The organism is Xanthomonas sp. NCPPB 3761 (assembly GCF_041475705.2).
Taxonomy (GTDB): Bacteria; Pseudomonadota; Gammaproteobacteria; order Xanthomonadales; family Xanthomonadaceae; genus Xanthomonas; species Xanthomonas phaseoli.
The window spans coordinates 3,232,452-3,249,230 of sequence record NZ_CM191262.1; the positions used below are offsets into that span (position 1 = coordinate 3,232,452).

The 16,779-nt window shown below is 65.9% G+C and carries 13 protein-coding genes and 2 pseudogenes; 3 read left to right on the top strand and 12 right to left on the bottom strand.

The annotated features are described in order from the left end of the window. Window position 1: 1 nt before the first annotated feature. A complete protein-coding gene (locus tag ACCQ00_RS14145) occupies window positions 2-3,145 on the bottom strand; it encodes an efflux RND transporter permease subunit (RefSeq protein ID WP_039583965.1) in 3,144 nt (1,047 codons plus the stop codon). 17 nt (window positions 3,146-3,162) lie between these two features. Continuing rightward, entirely contained in the window at window positions 3,163-4,377 is a 1,215-nt protein-coding gene (locus tag ACCQ00_RS14150) for an efflux RND transporter periplasmic adaptor subunit (RefSeq protein ID WP_039570564.1), read from the bottom strand. Window positions 4,378-4,484: 107 nt separating this feature from the next. On the opposite strand from ACCQ00_RS14150, the gene ACCQ00_RS14155 reads away from it, so the two are divergent. Continuing rightward, the gene (locus tag ACCQ00_RS14155; protein WP_017157168.1) at window positions 4,485-5,126 is read left to right on the top strand and encodes a TetR/AcrR family transcriptional regulator; all 642 of its coding nucleotides are present in this window, start codon (window positions 4,485-4,487) and stop codon (window positions 5,124-5,126) included. A gap of 321 nt (window positions 5,127-5,447) precedes the next feature. Here the strand turns inward: ACCQ00_RS14155 and ACCQ00_RS14160 are convergent, their stop codons facing one another. The 7 genes from ACCQ00_RS14160 to creD form a co-directional block, all read right to left on the bottom strand. Then, on the bottom strand, window positions 5,448-5,954 hold the full coding sequence (locus ACCQ00_RS14160) for a transcriptional repressor (RefSeq protein WP_039570561.1): 507 nt from the start codon (window positions 5,952-5,954) through the stop codon (window positions 5,448-5,450). 13 nt (window positions 5,955-5,967) lie between these two features. Then, a complete protein-coding gene (gene gltX, locus ACCQ00_RS14165) occupies window positions 5,968-7,371 on the bottom strand; it encodes a glutamate--tRNA ligase (protein WP_017157170.1) in 1,404 nt (467 codons plus the stop codon). Between the two features lie 68 nt (window positions 7,372-7,439). Beyond that, window positions 7,440-8,531, bottom strand: a complete 1,092-nt coding sequence (locus tag ACCQ00_RS14170; RefSeq protein WP_039570610.1) for a DUF3616 domain-containing protein — start codon at window positions 8,529-8,531, stop codon at window positions 7,440-7,442. Window positions 8,532-8,550: 19 nt separating this feature from the next. Further along, entirely contained in the window at window positions 8,551-9,435 is an 885-nt protein-coding gene (locus tag ACCQ00_RS14175; protein ID WP_039570558.1) for a carbon-nitrogen hydrolase family protein, read from the bottom strand. 121 nt (window positions 9,436-9,556) lie between these two features. Next, the gene (locus tag ACCQ00_RS14180) at window positions 9,557-10,207 is read right to left on the bottom strand and encodes a GNAT family N-acetyltransferase (RefSeq protein WP_039570556.1); all 651 of its coding nucleotides are present in this window, start codon (window positions 10,205-10,207) and stop codon (window positions 9,557-9,559) included. After that, window positions 10,204-10,626: a hypothetical protein gene (locus ACCQ00_RS14185; protein WP_039570554.1), complete on the bottom strand. Its 423-nt coding sequence runs from the start codon at window positions 10,624-10,626 to the stop codon at window positions 10,204-10,206. The genes ACCQ00_RS14180 and ACCQ00_RS14185 overlap by 4 nt, the downstream gene beginning before the upstream one ends. Window positions 10,627-10,633: 7 nt before the next feature. Then, the gene (gene creD, locus ACCQ00_RS14190) at window positions 10,634-11,953 is read right to left on the bottom strand and encodes a cell envelope integrity protein CreD (protein ID WP_039570552.1); all 1,320 of its coding nucleotides are present in this window, start codon (window positions 11,951-11,953) and stop codon (window positions 10,634-10,636) included. A gap of 421 nt (window positions 11,954-12,374) precedes the next feature. Here creD and ACCQ00_RS14195 point away from each other — a divergent pair, with 421 nt between their 5' ends. Further along, a complete protein-coding gene (locus tag ACCQ00_RS14195; RefSeq protein ID WP_039570550.1) occupies window positions 12,375-13,187 on the top strand; it encodes a C1 family peptidase in 813 nt (270 codons plus the stop codon). On the opposite strand, the pseudogene ACCQ00_RS14200 reads toward ACCQ00_RS14195, so the two are convergent. From ACCQ00_RS14200 to creB, 3 genes and pseudogenes are all read right to left on the bottom strand, one after another. After that, window positions 13,184-13,367, bottom strand: a pseudogene (locus ACCQ00_RS14200) (hypothetical protein). The gene ACCQ00_RS14195 and the pseudogene ACCQ00_RS14200 sit on opposite strands and share 4 nt — an antisense overlap. Before the next feature lie 14 nt (window positions 13,368-13,381). Beyond that, window positions 13,382-14,829 (bottom strand): annotated as a pseudogene (creC, locus tag ACCQ00_RS14205) (two-component system sensor histidine kinase CreC). Window positions 14,830-14,877: 48 nt separating this feature from the next. Beyond that, complete coding sequence (creB, locus tag ACCQ00_RS14210; protein WP_180301666.1) at window positions 14,878-15,582, bottom strand: two-component system response regulator CreB; 705 nt, start codon at window positions 15,580-15,582, stop codon at window positions 14,878-14,880. A gap of 180 nt (window positions 15,583-15,762) precedes the next feature. On the opposite strand from creB, the gene ACCQ00_RS14215 reads away from it, so the two are divergent. After that, the gene (locus ACCQ00_RS14215) at window positions 15,763-16,671 is read left to right on the top strand and encodes a 23S rRNA (adenine(2030)-N(6))-methyltransferase RlmJ (RefSeq protein WP_039570603.1); all 909 of its coding nucleotides are present in this window, start codon (window positions 15,763-15,765) and stop codon (window positions 16,669-16,671) included. Window positions 16,672-16,779 lie beyond the last annotated feature (108 nt).

Here is a 16,779-nt window from a genome sequence, read left to right on the forward strand (position 1 = left end):
GTCAGTGTCCTGTGGGTTGCGGTGCGGGCGAGGCAGGTTGTGCACGGCGCTGGAACAGGCCGCACACCAGCACGAAGAACAACGGCACGAAGAGGATCGCCAGCACCGTGCCGGAGACCATGCCGCCGATCACGGCCGTGCCCAGCGCGTGCTGCGCGCCGGCGCCGGCACCGCTGGTCAACACCAGCGGCACCACGCCGAGGATGAAGGCCAACGAGGTCATCAGGATCGGCCGCAAGCGCATGCGCGCCGCTTCCAGTGCTGCGGCCACCAGGCTCTTGCCGCCCTCGTGCAATTCCCTTGCGAACTCCACGATCAAGATCGCGTTCTTCGATGCCAGGCCAATGGTGGTGAGCAAGCCCACCTGGAAGTACACATCGTTCATTTTCCAGGTCAGCATGGCCGCCAGCAGTGTGCCGAACACGCCCAGCGGCACCACCAGAATCACCGAGAATGGAATCGCCCAGCTTTCGTACAACGCGGCCAGGCACAGGAACACGATCAGGATCGAGACGCTGTACAACAGGCCGGTCTGACCGGAAGAGGCTTTTTCCTGACGCGACAACCCGGTCCACTCGAAACCGATGCCCGGTGGCAGCTTGGCGGCTGCGGCTTCGACGATCTGCATTGCCTCGCCGCTGGAGGCCGCACCCGGCAACGCCATGCCCAGGATCTCCATCGACGGCACGCTGTTGTAACGCTCCAGCCGCGGCGACCCGGATTGCCAGCTTGCCGTGGCGAAGGCGTTGAACGGCACCATGGTGCCGCCGCTGTTGCGCACGAACCAGTGGTCGATGTCCTGCGGGTTCATGCGATATGGCGCATCGGCCTGCAGCATCACCTTCTTGACCCGGCCCTTGTCGATGAAGTCGTTGACGTAGGTGCTGCCCCACGCGCTGGAGAAGGTGTCGTTGATGTCGGAGATCGACACGCCCATCGCCTGCGCTTTATGCGGGTCGATTTCCAGCTTGAACTCGGGCGTGTCTTCCTGGCCATTGGGGCGCACCGCCACCAGGCGCTTGTCTTGCGACAGCTCTGCCAGCAATTGATTACGTGCCTGCATCAACGCCGCATGACCCAGATTGGCGCGGTCCTGCAGCATCAGATCGAAGCCGGTGGCATTACCCAACTCCGACACCGCAGGCGGTGCGAACGCAAACACCTTGGCATCGCGGATACCGGCAAAAAATGCCCCGGCCTTGGCCGCCACGTCGGTGACGCTCTGGCCCTTGCCGGTGCGCTCGTCCCACGGCCGCAACTTGACGAAGGCAAAGCCCACGTTCTGGCCGCTACCGGCAAAACTGAAACCGGTCACCGCGAAGACACCGGCAACCGAATCCTTCTGGTCGACCAGGAAATGATGCTCCACCTGCTTGAGCACATCGCTGGTGCGCGCATTGGTGGCACCGGGCGGCAACTGCACCAGCACGAACAAGGTGCCCTGGTCTTCGTCCGGCAGGAATCCCACCGGCAACTTCATGAATCCGAACACCACCAAGGCCAGCAACGCCGCGTAGGCGAGCATGTAGCGCCAGCCCTTGCCGAGCATGTGCCGAACCACGCCCTGGTAGCCGGTGTTGCCGCGATCGAACAGGCGGTTGAACCAACCGAAGAACCCGGTGGTGGCCAGGCCATGACCCTTGTGCACCGGCTTGAGCAAGGTGGCGCACAAGGCCGGGGTCAGGATCATCGCCACCAGTACCGACAAGGTCATCGCCGAGACAATCGTGATCGAGAACTGCCGGTAGATCACGCCGGTTGATCCGCTGAAAAACGCCATCGGCACGAACACCGCCGCCAGCACCAGCGCCACGCCGATCAATGCCCCGGAAATCTGGTCCATCGATTTACGCGTGGCGTCCTTGGGCGACAACTGCTCCTCGCTCATCACGCGCTCGACGTTTTCCACCACCACGATCGCATCGTCCACCAGCAAACCGATCGCCAGCACCATCGCGAACATGGTCAAGGTATTGATGGTGAAACCGAACGCCGCAAGCACACCGAAAGTGCCCAGCAGCACCACCGGCACCGCAATGGTCGGAATCAACGTGGCACGGAAGTTCTGCAGGAACAGGTACATCACCAGGAACACCAGCACCACCGCTTCCACCAGCGTGTGCACCACCTGCTCGATGGAGATGCGCACGAACGGGGTGGTGTCGTACGGCTTTTGCACCTTCATGCCGGGCGGGAAGAACTTTTCCTGCTCTTCCAGGCTTTTATCGATCGCGCGCACCGTATCCAGCGCATTGGCACCGGTGGCCAGCTTGATCGCCAGACCGGCAGCCGGCTTGCCGTTGTAACGGCCCACCGTGTTGTAGCTTTCGCTGCCCAGCTCGATGCGGGCCACATCGCGCAAGCGCACCTGCGCGCCATCGGACTGGGTGCGCAGCAGGATGTTTTCGAATTGCTCGGCGGTCTTCAGCCGGGTCTGCGCAGTGATGGTGGCATTGAGCTGCTGGTTGGCCACCGCCGGCAACGCGCCCAACTGGCCGGCGGAAATCTGCGCGTTCTGCGCCTGGATCGCGTTGCGCACATCCACGGGCGTGAGGTTGAAATTGCTCAGCTTGTTGGGGTCCATCCACACCCGCATCGCGTACTGCGAACCGAACAAGGTGGTGTCACCCACGCCTTCGACGCGGCTGATGGTTTCCTGCACATTGGCGGCCACGTAATCGGACAGGTCCGAATCGCTCATGCTGCCGTCTTCGGACGTAAACGCCAGCACGTTGAGGAAGTTGGTGGCCGATTTGGTCACCGTCACGCCCTGCTGCTGCACTTCCTGCGGCAACAACGGCGTGGCCAGCGACAACTTGTTCTGCACCTGCACCTGCGCGGTGTCCGGATCGGTGCCGTTTTCGAAGGTCAGGGTGATGGTCACCGCACCGCTGGATTCGCTGGTGGACGCCATGTAGCTGAGATGATCCAGCCCCTTCATCTTCTGCTCGATGACCTGGGTGACGGTGTCTTCCAGCGTCTGCGCCGAGGCGCCCGGGTAGTTGGCGGTGATGGCGACAGCCGGCGGTGCGATGCTGGGATATTGCGCAATCGGCAAGGTGGCGATGGAGAGGATGCCGGCCAGCATCACGATGATGGCCAACACCCAGGCGAAGATCGGACGATCGATAAAGAAACGTGCCATGACGTGTGATCCCGCCTTCAGTTGGCCGCACGCGGTGCGGTCGGGGCAGCAGGACCGGCAGCATTGCCGGCGGCGGGCGTGGCCTTGGGCTGCCACGGCACGGTCTTGACCACGATGCCATCGCGCGCGCGCGACGCGCCTTCGACGACCACCTGCTCGCCGGGCTTCAGGCCGCTGCGCACCAGCCACTGGTCGCCCACCGCGCGATCGGTTTCCAGCACGCGCAACTGCAGCTTGTGGTCGGCGCCGACGACGAAGGCGGTGGGTTTACCGGCGCCGTTGCGCGAGACCGCCTGTTGCGGCACCAGCATGCCCTGCTCCTTGACGCCTTCCTGCAACACCGCGCGCACGTACATGCCCGGCAACAGCTCGGCGTTCGGGTTGGGGAACACTGCGCGCAGGGTGATCGAGCCGGTGTTCTGGTCGACGGTCACGTCCGAGAACGCCAGGTGCCCCTGCAGCGGGTAGGTGCTGCCGTCTTCCAGCAGCAGCGACACCTTGGCCGCGCCGTCGCCGGCCTGTTCCAGATCGCCGCGTGCCATCGCCTGCCGGAGACGCAACACCGCACTGCTGGGCTGGGTGACGTCGATGTAGATCGGGTCCAACTGCTGGATGGTGGTCAGCGCAGTGGCCTGGTTGGCGGTCACCAGCGCACCCGGGGTCACGCTAGAGCGGCCGATGCGTCCGGAGATCGGTGCATCGAGCCGGGCAAACGCCAGGTTGATACGCGCGGTCTCCACGCTGGCCTTGCCGGCTGCCACGTCGGCCTTGGCCTGACCTAGCGCGGCATCGGTGTCGTCACCTTCCTGCTGGCTGATCGCCTTGATCTGCGCCAGTTCCTTGTAGCGCTCGGCCTTGAGCTGCGCGGTGCGCAGGGTCGCCTCGGCCTTGGCCAGCGACGCCTGCGCGCTGGCATAGCTGGCGCGGTACTGGGCCGGGTCGATCTGGTACAGGGTCTGGCCAGCCTTGACGTCGCCGCCTTCGGTGAACTGGCGCGATTGAATGATGCCCCCCACTTGCGGGCGAATTTCGGAGATCAGGTACGGAACGGTGCGCCCCGGCAATTCGGTGGTCAGGGTCACCGGTTGCTGCTTGACGGTCAGCACACCCATTTCCGGGGTGCCTTCCTGCGGCGGCGGGCCTCCCGGCGGGCTGCCGCAGGCGCTCAGCAGGGCGGTGACGGCGACGGCAACAGCAAGCAACGACGGGCGAAACGAGGCATGGGCACGCACGGGCAGGTCTCCGACGGAGGTGTGATGATTAAATCTAAACGGTACGGTTCGGTATCCTAATAAGCGCATCCGTAGCCGTCAAGCATTCCTGCCCAGTCGGTATACTTATGAATTATTGGGAGAACCCGATGCGGGTCAGAACCGAAGAAAAACGCGAGACCATCGTCCAGGCAGCCAGCGAGGTCTTCCTCGAGCTGGGCTTCGAAGGCGCGTCGATGTCGCAGATCGCCGCCCGCGTGGGCGGCTCCAAGCGCACGCTGTACGGCTACTTTCCGTCAAAGGAAGAGCTGTTCGTGGCCGTTGCCAAGGACATGTCGGACCGCTATTTCGATCCGTTGCTGCATGCGCTTTCGCAAAGCAGCGGCCCGGTCGATGAGGCACTGCAGCGCTTCGGCGAGGATGTGCTGCGGTTCCTGTGCGCCCCGCCCAACATCACCAGTTGGCAGACCATCATCGGGGTATCCGGCAGATCGGCGGTCGGCGCGCTGTATTTCAGCGCAGGGCAGGAGGAAGGCATCCAGCGCTTTGCCGAATACCTGCAGGCACAGGTGGAGTGCGGCCTGCTCCAGTGCGAAGACACGCTGCTTGCCGCCCACCAGTACGCTGCCTTGCTGGAATCGGAAACCTTGATGCCGTGCCTGTTTGGCGCACTCAAGGACCCCGCGCCCGAGTTCCTGCGCGACGCGACGCGACGTGCGGTGCAGACGTTTCTGGCCGCGTATGGCGGCAAGGCCGGCAAAGCGGCGTAACGCCCTTAGCGAGGTCACTGCATTGCACTGCGCGACGACGCGCAGTGCGCGTACAGGCGCCAAGCCTGCAATCCACTCAGGCGTCTAACCCACGCCGCCGCCCGCTGGCTAGAAGGCAGCGTCGTCATCACCGCATGACTCGACCAGGCAGCGATGCTGCATTGTCGGCGCAAGCATGCCGCTGCGGCGATTGAGCGGGGCTGCGATTGACGGTATTGCGATTGCGCTTCAACACGTTGCCATCGCAAGCAGGCTACCACTGGGGCATCGCGCCACCAGCGCCTTGGAACAGGCCGCGTGTACGCGCGACCTAGGCGCTGATCACTCGGCCACTGCGCATTTCGCGCACAGGCCGTGCACTTCCAGCGTCTGTGCCTGCGGCTGGAACCCGAGCGCCTTGGCGCGGGCTTCCAGTTGCGACACCACGTCGCGATCTTCCAGCTCCACCGCGCCGTGGCAGCGATCGCAGATCAGGAACGGCACCGAGTGTTGGGCGCTGTTGGGGTGGTGGCAGGCGACGAACGCATTGACCGATTCGAGCTTGTGCACGAAGCCGTTGGCCATCAGGAAATCCAGCGCGCGGTACACCGTGGGCGGGGCGTCGGCGCCCACGCCCTTGCCTTCGCGCACCCAGTCCAGCAGTTCGTAGGCCTTGACCGGCTTGCCGGCGTCGGCGATCAGCCGCAGCACGTTGGCGCGGATCGGCGTCAGCCGCAGGCCGCGTTCGCTGCAGGCACGCTCCACCGCGCGCACGAAACCGTTGGCGTCGTCGACGTGGTGATGCGGTGCGGTACAGGCGAGGTCTTGGGCGTGGGTGTGCTTGGTCATACAGGCTCCGGCGTCAGGCCGCTCCAATCTTGATGAGTGCCGCATCGATGCGTTTCAAGGCACCCTCGCGTCCGGCCAGGTACACCGTTTGCGAAATGTCCGGGCTGACCTGGGTGCCGGTGATGGCCACGCGCAGCGGCTGGGCGATCTTGCCCATGCCCAGTTCCAACGCGGCAGCAGCGTCGTGCAGCGCAGCCGAGACGCTCTCCACGCTCCACGTCTCCACCGCAGCCAGCAACTCGCGCGCCTTGCCCAGCGGCACCTCGGCGCCCAGCTTGAGGTGTTTCATCACCGCCGCTTCGTCATAGGTTTCCAGCGGCCGGTACCAGACCACGGCTTTTTCGGCCATTTCCTTCAAGGTCTGCACGCGCTCGCGCAACGCCACCACCACATCGGCGGCGGCCGGGCCGGCAGCGATGTCCACCCCGAGCTTGGCAAGCTGGTACTCCAACTGCGGGGCGATGCTGGCCGGGTCGTCGGTCTTCAGATAATGCTGATTGACCCAGCCGAGCTTGGCCATGTCCAGGCGCGCGGCCTTGGAATTGACGTCCTTGACGTCGAACAGGTCCAGCAATTCCTGCTGGGTGAACAGCTCCTGGTCGCCATGCGACCAGCCCAGGCGCGCCAGATAATTGATCAATGCATGCGGCAGATAGCCGGCGTCCTTGTACTGCATGACGTCGGCCGCGCCGGTGCGCTTGGACAGCTTGGCGCCCTGCTCGTCCAGGATCATCGGCATGTGCGCGAACTTGGGTACCGGTGCGCCCAGTGCCTCATAGATATTGATCTGGCGCGGAGTGTTGTTGATGTGGTCGTCGCCGCGGATGACCTCGGTGATGCCCATGTCCCAGTCGTCCACCACCACTGCGAAGTTGTAGGTGGGAAATCCGTCCGGGCGGAAGATCACCATGTCGTCGAGCTCGCTGTTGGCGATCTCGATGCGGCCCTTGATCAGGTCGTCGAACACCACCGTGCCGCCGACGGGATTCTTGAAACGGATGACGCGATTGGGGTCGTCGCGATACGGCAGGTTCTGCTCGCGGGCGGCGCCGTTGTAGCGCGGCTTTTCCTGCCTGGCCATGGCGGCCTCGCGCATGGCGTCGAGTTCTTCGCGGGTTTCGTAGGCGTAATACGCCTTGCCCTGCGCGAGCAACTGCTCGGCAACCTCTTGATAGCGCGCAATGCGCTGGGTCTGGTAGATCGGACCTTCGTCGTAACCCAGGCCCAGCCATTCCATCGCTTCCAGGATGGCGTCGATGGCCGCCTGCGTGCTGCGCTCGCGGTCGGTGTCTTCGATGCGCAGCACGAACTGCCCGCCGCGGTGGCGTGCCTCCAGCCAGCAATACAGGGCGGTGCGGGCGCCGCCGATGTGCAGGTAACCGGTGGGGCTGGGAGCGAAACGGGTGCGGCAGGTCATGGAGCGCTCGGCAAAACGGGAGTCGCCCGATTTTACCTTGCGCAGCGTGGCCCTGCCCGGCCCCTGGCTCAGCGGTTGCGCAGCAGGTCGCCGTACACCACGCACTCGCCGTCGCTGCGGGCCGTGCCCGGCGCGTCGTACAGCACCAGCCAGGTGGGAATCTTGCCCGCCAGTTGCCTGGGCAGGTTGCAGATGGCCTCGGCGCGGTCGCAGTCCTTGCCATGCGGCAGCACTGCCGATTCCAGCAGGTCGTGCTGGAAGCGCACCGGTGCGCGGTTGGCGGCCAGCACGCTGCGCGCATCCGGCCATTTGAACAGGCGGATTTCGCCGTTCAAGACCATCGTCGGCCCGGCCAGCAGATATAGATCGTCGGCGGAATAATGCAGGTCGCGGATGCCCAGCCCACCCAACTGCAGGAAATGCTTGCGCAGCAGGGTGCCGTCTTCGTCCAGCGGGGCCAGGCGCAGGTGGTCGCCGTGGGCTTCCACCTGGATCTCCAGCAATGCCGTCCAGCCACGCAGCACCGGCCCGCGCAGGCCCAGCAGCAAACGCTGGCCATCGACCACGATGCCTTCGATATCGAAGCCGTTGTCCTTGCCGGGAATCTTCAGGAACGGACCGAAATGCGGGTCGTCGGCAAGCAGGTCGGTGAGCTGGTTGTGCTTGGCATCGCCCTTGAGCCGCAGCGCCCGGCGGCCGTCGGCCGCTTCGCGCACCAGCTGCGGGGTACCGTCTTGCGCATACTCGATCGGCAGGCAGGCCAGCAGGCGGCGATTGGCATCGAGCTTCAACTTGGTCAGGCGTTTGGCGTTTTCGGCGTCGTCGCGGCCGCGCTTGGCGTTCTTGCGTTTGCTGCCGTGCGAGCCGACGACCCACAAGAATCCGTCCGACAGCCCCATGCCTTCCAGGTCGGCCTCCTCGCCGTCTTCGCCCGGCAGATCCAGCAGCTCCGCCAGTGGGAAGCTCTGCCCTTCGCCGAAGCGCAGCGTCTGCCGCTGTGCGGGGTCGAGCTTGCGCAGCCGGTCCACCGCGCAGGCTTCGTCGCCGGCCACCCACAGCCAATCGTCGGTGAAGGCGGCGCCGGACAGATTGCTGTGCACCAGCGCACCGGGCGCGAACTCGAGCCGGACGCTATGCGGAATCAAAGTTTTCTTGGCCATGGGCACCTGCGGCAAGGGATCAACCGAACGCAGCCAGCTTGGCACGCGTCACATCGGGCGCCAACTGCCCCGGCCAATCGCGGTCGTTGGCCACCTGCGCCTGCGTGCGGCTGGCCTCGAAGGCGGCGAAGTCCAACTCGGCCAGTGCCCACACGGCCTGGCCCTGGGTCTGCGCCAGCACGCCATCGGCGGGGAAGCCGACATCCATCGGCGCAAACACCGCCGCCTCGCCGGTATTGATGTCCAACGCCGGGCTCCACGGCGCTTGGCCTGCGGTCACCGACTGCGCGACGAACACGCGATTTTCCAGCGCGCGCGCCAGGCATCCGATGCGCACGCGCATGGCGCCGGCAGCGGTGTCGGTGCAGCTGGGCACGATCAACAAGCGCGCACCGGCCTCGTATTGCGCACGTACCGGCAGCGGGAACTCGCTGTCGTAGCAGATCGCAATCGCGGCGCGCATGCCGTCCAGTTCGAACACCTTCAGTTCGTCGCCCGGCTCGATCAGCCCGGTAGCCTTTTCGAAGCCGGTGAGCTGCAGCTTGTCCTGCCAGCCGTGCAGGCCCTCCGGCGTAAACCAGTCGCTGCGATTGCGGTAGCGGCCGTGGCCCAGATCGAGCAGGAAACTGCCGGCAATCAGATGCAGCCGATGTTCCCGCGCCAACCGCGCAAACAGTTCCAGCCATGGCCCACGCAGCGCCTGGATCGCCACCAGCGATTCGGGCAGGCCGGCAGAAATCTGCGTGTCGAACGTTGCGCCCAGCTCCAGCGACAGATATTCGGGCAGCACCACCACCCGCGCACCGGCGTTGGCGGCTTCGGCGATCAGGGCCGACTGGCGCGCCGCAAACGCAGCGAAATCGACAGGCTTGCCGATGGAGTATTTGGCAACGGCAATTTTCATCTGGTGGCCTTTGGGTTGTTGGATCGACGCGGCGAAGCAATCAGAGCGCATGGCGAGGCAGCGTGCAGCGACCTTGCACACCGCCGGCGACGCTTGTCGGTCGCTGTAGGGCGGTAGCCGCTCACTGCGGCAACGCACGTGTCCACACAGACAAGCTGTGGTCGATCTCGCCATGTTGCAACTCCGCCCAGTGCAGGTGCACCCGCATGCCCGGCTGCGGGGCGTAACCGCGCTTGCGCCAGAACGCATCGTTGGGGCGGTAATCGGCTGGTTGGCGCGGGTCGTCGGGCGCCCGTTCCACCGAGCAGAACGCGGTCAATGCAAAGCGGCCCAGCGCACGTGCATGCGCTTCGCGCCGGTCGAAAAATGCATGGCCGATCCCCTGCCCGCGATACGCCGGCAGCAGCACCGATTCGCCGAAATAGAACACGCCGGCCGGATCGATGCCTGCCGCACGGAACGGTGCGTGGAACGCGTCGCTGTCGTCGAGCAGCGGCAAGCCGGTCGATGCACCGATCACCGCATCGGCATCGCGCGCCAGCACGAAGACGCTGTCTGGCGATGCCGCATAGGCCGCCAGATAGTCGCGCTCGTACGCGGCATCGCCTTGGTACAGATACGGCCAGGCGCCGAACACGCTGATGCGCAGCTGCGCCACCGCATCCAGATGCGGCAGCACCTGCGCGCCGCGCACCGTTTCCACCATCAACGAGGAGCCAGTCATGCCGGCCATGGTAAGCCAGCCAGGCGTGGCCGCAATGCCATGCTTCAACGCAGCCAATGACCGTGGTTCCAAACGCGGGTCTGCGGCTGTTGCCACAGCAACCACACCGCCGCTTCGTCGGTGGCCAGCAGTACCCCGAGCAGCGCATCGGTGCTGCGTGCCCAGTAGCTGCCATTGCCCAGCCGTTGCCACGGTCCATAGCTGCGTGTCCGTGGGTTGCCGGCGCGGGGGTGCTGCTGCGCTGCCGCCTGCAAGAACGCATGCCCGCCCATGCGCAATTGCTGCGCGGTGCGTGCGTGCAGCTGCAGGCCCACCACCCCGCGGCGCCTGTCGCGGTTCAGTGGCAGGGCCGACAGCGCCGAACTTTCCCAAGAGCCCGGCAACGCTGCGGGAAGCAGCGCCACCGTCTCGATGCCGGCGGGCAGCAAACGCTGCGCGCGCCGGTGCAATCGTGCCTGCGCCAGCATGCCGGCCTCACCGCAGGCTGTTGCCAAGCTCGTACCAATCGAGCTTGCGGGTGACCCACATGATGCTGGCCAGGATGCCGAACAGCAGCAACGACCCCATCAGCAGCGCGTTGTCCTCGGAGATCAACAGGCTGTAGAGCACCGCATACAAGGCGGTGAGCATCACCGAGAAACCAGCCGCACGGACCCAACTGCGCAACACGCCGGACAGGTAGAAGAACTGCAGGCCGATACACGCCGCCGCCGACACCAGGTAGGCCTGCCAGAACGCGATGTGTTCGGAAAGGCTGAGCAGCAGCAGGAAGAAGATCGCCAGCGCCAGGCCCACCAGCAGGTATTGCAACGGATGGATGGGCAAGCGCTTGATCAGTTCGAACAGCACGAAGGCCACGAAGGTCAGCACCACGAACAGGATGCCGTACTTGCTGGCGCGGTCGGCCTGGGTATACACGTCCACCGGATCGACCAGGCGCACTTCCAGCATATCCAGCGCCGCATGGCTGGACTGCAACTGCGTCTGCGCACCGGTGGCCAGCGACGACAGCGACCAGCTCGCATCGAAGCCCTTCGGCCCGATGCTCGGCGCATTCGGCAGGAAGCGGCCACCGAAGGACGGGTGCTGCCAGTCCGAGCGCAGGGCGATGTCGTTGTTGTCGGCGATCGGCGCGATGGCCAGCCGGCGCGTGCCGTCCAGCACGAACTGCATGTCCACCACGTTGCCGTCCTGCAGCCGGCCGGCGAGCGGGTCGGCCAGCGGACCCAGTTGGGCATGGATGCCCGCCGAACGGTCGGCCAGTGCGCCTGCGCCGCTCTCCAGCGCCAGCGTGCGGCCATCGACCTGCAGGCGCGGCGTGCCGACCAACCCACGCACGTCGGAAATCCCGATTGCCAGATACGGCTGGCCATACACACGGGTCGGCGCAGCCGCATAGTCGAAGGGGTCGTATTCGGCATGCAAGGTGGCCTTCCAGGAATACACCTGCACGCGGTACAAGCCCACCTCGCGCACCGAGGGCAGCATTTCGCCGCCGAGTTTCAGGCGACGCGGCGTTTGCAGCAGCGTACCTTCGCGCTTGCGCCAAACCTTGCGCTGGTTGCCCTGCTCGTCCGGCTCGGTGACCTGCACGTCTTCGGTATACGGCAGCACCCGCACCGGCGCGATGAACTGCTGCTCGCCGGCCTTGCTTTGCGCCACTCGCTCCACCGCCTCGTCGCGATAGCGCGCGCGGTCCTGCACCGCGCCACGGATCAGCAGCAGCGGAACCAACAACAGCAGGATCAGCCCGCCGATGGTGGCGAACCGCAACAACAGTTTCAGGGATTTCATCAGCCGTCCTCAGCTTGGGAGGCGGCCAGGGTGCGCGACGCCGGTGTTGGCGGTTTGAGGCGAATTTGAAGCGAATGTGAAGTGGGCGCCCCGGACAGTTGGCGACCGGCACTGTGACGCATTGACGAAATACGGTTTTCACCGCGGCAAAGTGCCACCCGTACCCAACACAGGCTTCTGTTTGATCGGCAGCACTTCGCCTTGCCGCCGCACGCCTCGCCTTCACGCGTAACGATGCACGGGCAGGTGCGCAGCCTCCAATCCCTCGTTCTTGTTTGGTCGCGGCTTCCAGTTCGCTGTTGTTCGATGCGGTCCTGAGCCGCATGCGCTGCATCAGCGCTGCCACGGCCGCACGCCCACTCGGCAGTGATTCGGCAACTGCGCACGACTGCATTCATCCCTCAACCTGGAGCCGTCTTCCATGAACTCGCACCGTTCGCTCGCCCTTTGCCTGCTCGCCGCCCTGAGCCTGACCGCTGCCACCGCGCAGGCGGCAGTGCACGGCATGGGCCTGAAGCCTTCGTCGTTGATGCAGCCTGTCACTCCGCTGTTCGGTACCGAGAGCGTGAGCACACCGCTGCCTGCCAGTGTCGACCTGACTGCATGGGCGATCACGCCGGGCGACCAAGGGCAGGTCGATGCCTGCGCGTCATGGGCGACCGCTCATACCCTGACCGGTTGGTATGCCAATGCCAACAAACAGGCCCAGACGCGCTTTGCCCCGATGTACCTGTACAGCCAGGTCAACGGCGGCGTGGACGAAGGCTCCACCCTGGAAGCGCCGCTGCAGATCGCGCTTGCGCAGGGCATCGACACCGAGCAGCACTATTCGTGGGGCAACTACGACTGGAAACACCAACCCACTGCCGCCGACAAGGCCAACGCTGCGAAGAACCCGACGCCGTATCGCCACTACACCGTGCTGTATTCGGGCAGGGGGAATGGGGGAAGCGCCCTGATCCAACAGATCAAGCTCGCCCTTGCCTCTTCCACACCGGTGGCGATCGGCTTCTACGTGCGCCAGGGCTTTGAAGACCTGACAGCCAGGAATCAGGTCGATTACGACATCACAACGCCGATCCTGGGCGGGCATGCGGTCATCGCGCTGGGTTACGACAGCGAAGGACTGATCGTGGAAAACAGCTGGGGCACCGCATGGGGCAACAAGGGCTTCGGCAAGCTGTCCTGGTCGGTGGTCGCCAAGGATGTGATCGTCGCCGACGTGGCGTACTAGCACGGCACGAACATCACCACTGCTTCCAGCGCAGCTTCACAGAGCTGCGAGGGATGGCGGGCGAACTGGTTCAGCACGGCCACGCGCCGTACGGCTGATCGACGCAGGCGCGGCATGTGCTCTGGCGCATGCCGTCGCCTTGAACGCACAGCTGCCACCGGCGCCGGCCCACCGCGACAACTGCCTGCAGCGACTCAACCGATCGGCAGGCGCAACACCGCACGCGCACCGCCACCGTGGCGATTGCCCAGCATCACGTCCCCGCCATGCAGGCGCGCAACCTCGCGCACGAACGGCAAGCCAAGCCCGGAACTGCGCTGGCCGGTCTGCGGACGTGCCAACGAATAGAACCGCTCGAAGACGCGCTCGAGCGCGTAATCGGGCACGCCGCTGCCACGGTCTTCGACCACCAACTCCCAGCGCCCATCGTGCAGCCGCGCATGCAGGCGCACATGGCTGTCTTGCTTCGAAAACGCGATGGCGTTTTCGAGCAGATTGATCAGTGCCTGTCTCAGCAGAAAACCATCGCCCAGTACGTGGTGATCGCCTGGCGCCCCGGCCCCTGCATCCACTTGCACGGTGACGCCAGCGGCCGCCGCGCGCAGCGCCACCGCGTCCGCCGCAGCCTGCAGCAGCCCATCGATACCGATGCGCTCGCGCTTCTGCAGCCAGCCGTGCTGCTCCACTTCGGCCAGTGCCAGCAGCTTGTCGATGGTTTCGGTGAGCCGGTGTTCCTGCGCGCGGATGGTGGCAACGAAATGCTGGCGGTCGGCTTCCGGCAGTGGCTCGGTCAACAGCTCCGAAGCACCGCGAATCGCCGCCAGCGGGCTTTTCATCTCGTGCGTCAGCGACTGCACGTACTGCTCCACGTACGCCTTGCCTTCCAGCTTGCGGCGCATGCTCTCCAGCGCCTGGCCCAGATCGCCGATTTCATCGCCACGCGGTTTGGGTGGCGGTACCGGGATGCCGGCGCTCACCGCCTGCGCATAGCGATTGAGCCGGCCGATGCCGCGCATCAACCACCAGGTCATCAAGATGCCGATCAACGCGGAAATGCCGATCAACCAGGCGCCGCGCTGCAGGATGTTGCGCTGGCTGGCTTCGATGAACGGGTCGATGCTGCGATTGGGCTGCGCCAGGGTCAGCACGCCGATCAGTTTGCCGCGGTCGTCCGGTGCATAGATCGGCGCGGCCACATGCATCACCGTGGCGGTGGGGTCGCCATCGATCTCCGGGCTGGAACGCGCGCCGTATTCGCCGCGCAAGGTGCGGTAGACATCGTTCCAGCGCGAGTTGTCGCGGCCCACGCGCGGCCCAGCGAATCGAACACCACCACGCCGCGCGCATCGGTGACGGTCACGCGGTAATCCACCGTGTTCTTGCGAAAGCGCCATACCCATGCCTTGGGATCGCGCTGCTGCGCCCTGGCCACGTTGCGCGCGAAACTGCCATCGGCAAGCGTGCCGGCGGCCAGTTCGCTGCCGGCGATTTCCGCCAGCACATTGGCCGCATCCACCAGCGTGGATTCCATCGCCTGGCGCACGCCCGGCTTGACCTCGTTGACGAACACCCGCATCACGAAGAACGCGGCCAGGCCCACGATCAGGAAGAAACCCAGAAACAGCTTGAGACCGAGCCGCATGTCAGCGCGCAGCCTCGCTCAGGTCGCAACATGCGTGCCGGCGCATGCCTACACTTCCAGCGCGTAGCCAAGGCCACGGTGGGTGCGGATCGGGTCGGCCGGCACGCCGGCCAGGCGCAGCTTGCCGCGCAGCGTCTTGATGTGGGTGTCGACGGTGCGGTCCGCACTGTCGGCGCTGGCATCCCAGCCACGGTCCATCAGCTGCGCACGGCTCAGGATCGCACCGGGGCGCTGCAGCAACGCTGCCAGCAGCGCGTATTCGTAGCGCGTCAGCGGCAGCAGGGTCTGGCCGTAGCGGATGCGGCTGCCCTCGCGGTCGATCGCAAACGCGCCGTGCGGCTGCCAGCCCGATTCGGCCGCCGCGCCGGCATGGCGTCGGCGCAGGCGCGCACGCACGCGCGCCACCAGCTCGCGCGGCGAGAACGGCTTGGCCATGTAATCGTCGGCGCCCAGCTCCAGGCCGAGCACGCGGTCGATCTCGTCGTTGCGCGCGGTCAGGAAGATCACCGGCACCTCGCTGAAACTGCGCAATGTGCGGCACACCTCGAACCCGTTGATGTCCGGCAGGCCCACGTCGAGGACCACCACATCGGCCGGATCGGCGCGCAGGCGCGTCAGCGCATCGCGGCCCAGCAGGCAATGCTCGGGCGCATAGCCCTCGCTGCGCAGCGCATAGAGCACGGTATCGGCAATGGCGGCTTCGTCTTCGACGACGAGCACACGGGCGGCAGACTCGGACATGCCGCGCAGCATACCGGCACGCGGGCACGGCCTACAGGTGGAGGCGGTCCACGCATGGCGTGGCAGGACAGGACGCATATCCCCATGCTGCTTGCGGCATCGCGCAGCCTCTGGAGGTCGCCACACCGCGCTTGCACCGCGTCGGCCGCAATGGGCGGCAACAAATCGCGCCGCAGCCTCTACACTGCCGCGATGAACTATCGCCACGCCTTCCATGCCGGCAACCATGCCGACGTGCTCAAGCACATCGCCCTGCTTGCCCTGATCGACACCCTCAAGCGCAAGGACACTCCGTTCTTCGTGCTCGACACGCACGCCGGGCGCGGCCGCTACCAACTCGGGAGCGAAGAGAGCCGCAAGACCAACGAGGCCGATGCCGGCGTGATGCGGCTGATGGCAGAGGCCAGCTTGCCCGAGGTGGTCGAGCGCTATCTGCGCGCGGTGCAGGCCGACAACCAATCCGTTGCCCGCCCGGCCATGCCCGGCCAGAAGCCCACCCGCCCGACCGCCGGCATCCAGCTCAATTACTACCCCGGTTCGCCGCTGCTGGCTGCGCAAGCACTGCGCGAGCAGGACCGCATGGCCTTCTGCGAACTGCAGCCCGACGAAGCCGAGGCGCTCAAGGCCCTGTTCGCCAGGGACAGCCGGGTACGCGTGCACGCCGGCGACGGCTATGCGGCGATCCGCGCCTTCCTGCCGCCGCGGGCTGGCAACACCAAGATCGGCCGCGGGCTGGTGCTGATCGACCCGCCCTACGAAGCGCAGGACGCCGAATACCCGCAGATCATCCACAGCGTGCGCGAGGCGCTGGCGCGCTGGCCGCAGGCGATCTGCATGGTGTGGTACCCGATCAAGCTGCGCCGCAGCCTGCAGCCGTTCATGCGCAAGGCCGCCGCGCTGCCGGCCAAGTCGGTGCTGGTCGCCGAGCTGCAGGTGCGCCCGGACGACTCGCCGCTGCGCCTGACCGGCAGCGGGCTGTTGATCGTCAACGCGCCCTGGCAGTTCGACCAGCTGCTGGCGCCAGCGTTGCCGGTGCTCAAGCAGCATCTCGGCGAGCCCGGCGCCTCGACCCGGCTGGAGTGGCTGCGCCAGGACGGCTGAGCCGGCAGGCGCGTGCGCCTGCCCAGCGCGGTGGGTATGCAGGCATTGTCGTTGCACCGCTGCAATGGCCGGCACCAGGCGCGCCGCGTGTAATGCCCGCTGCGCGGC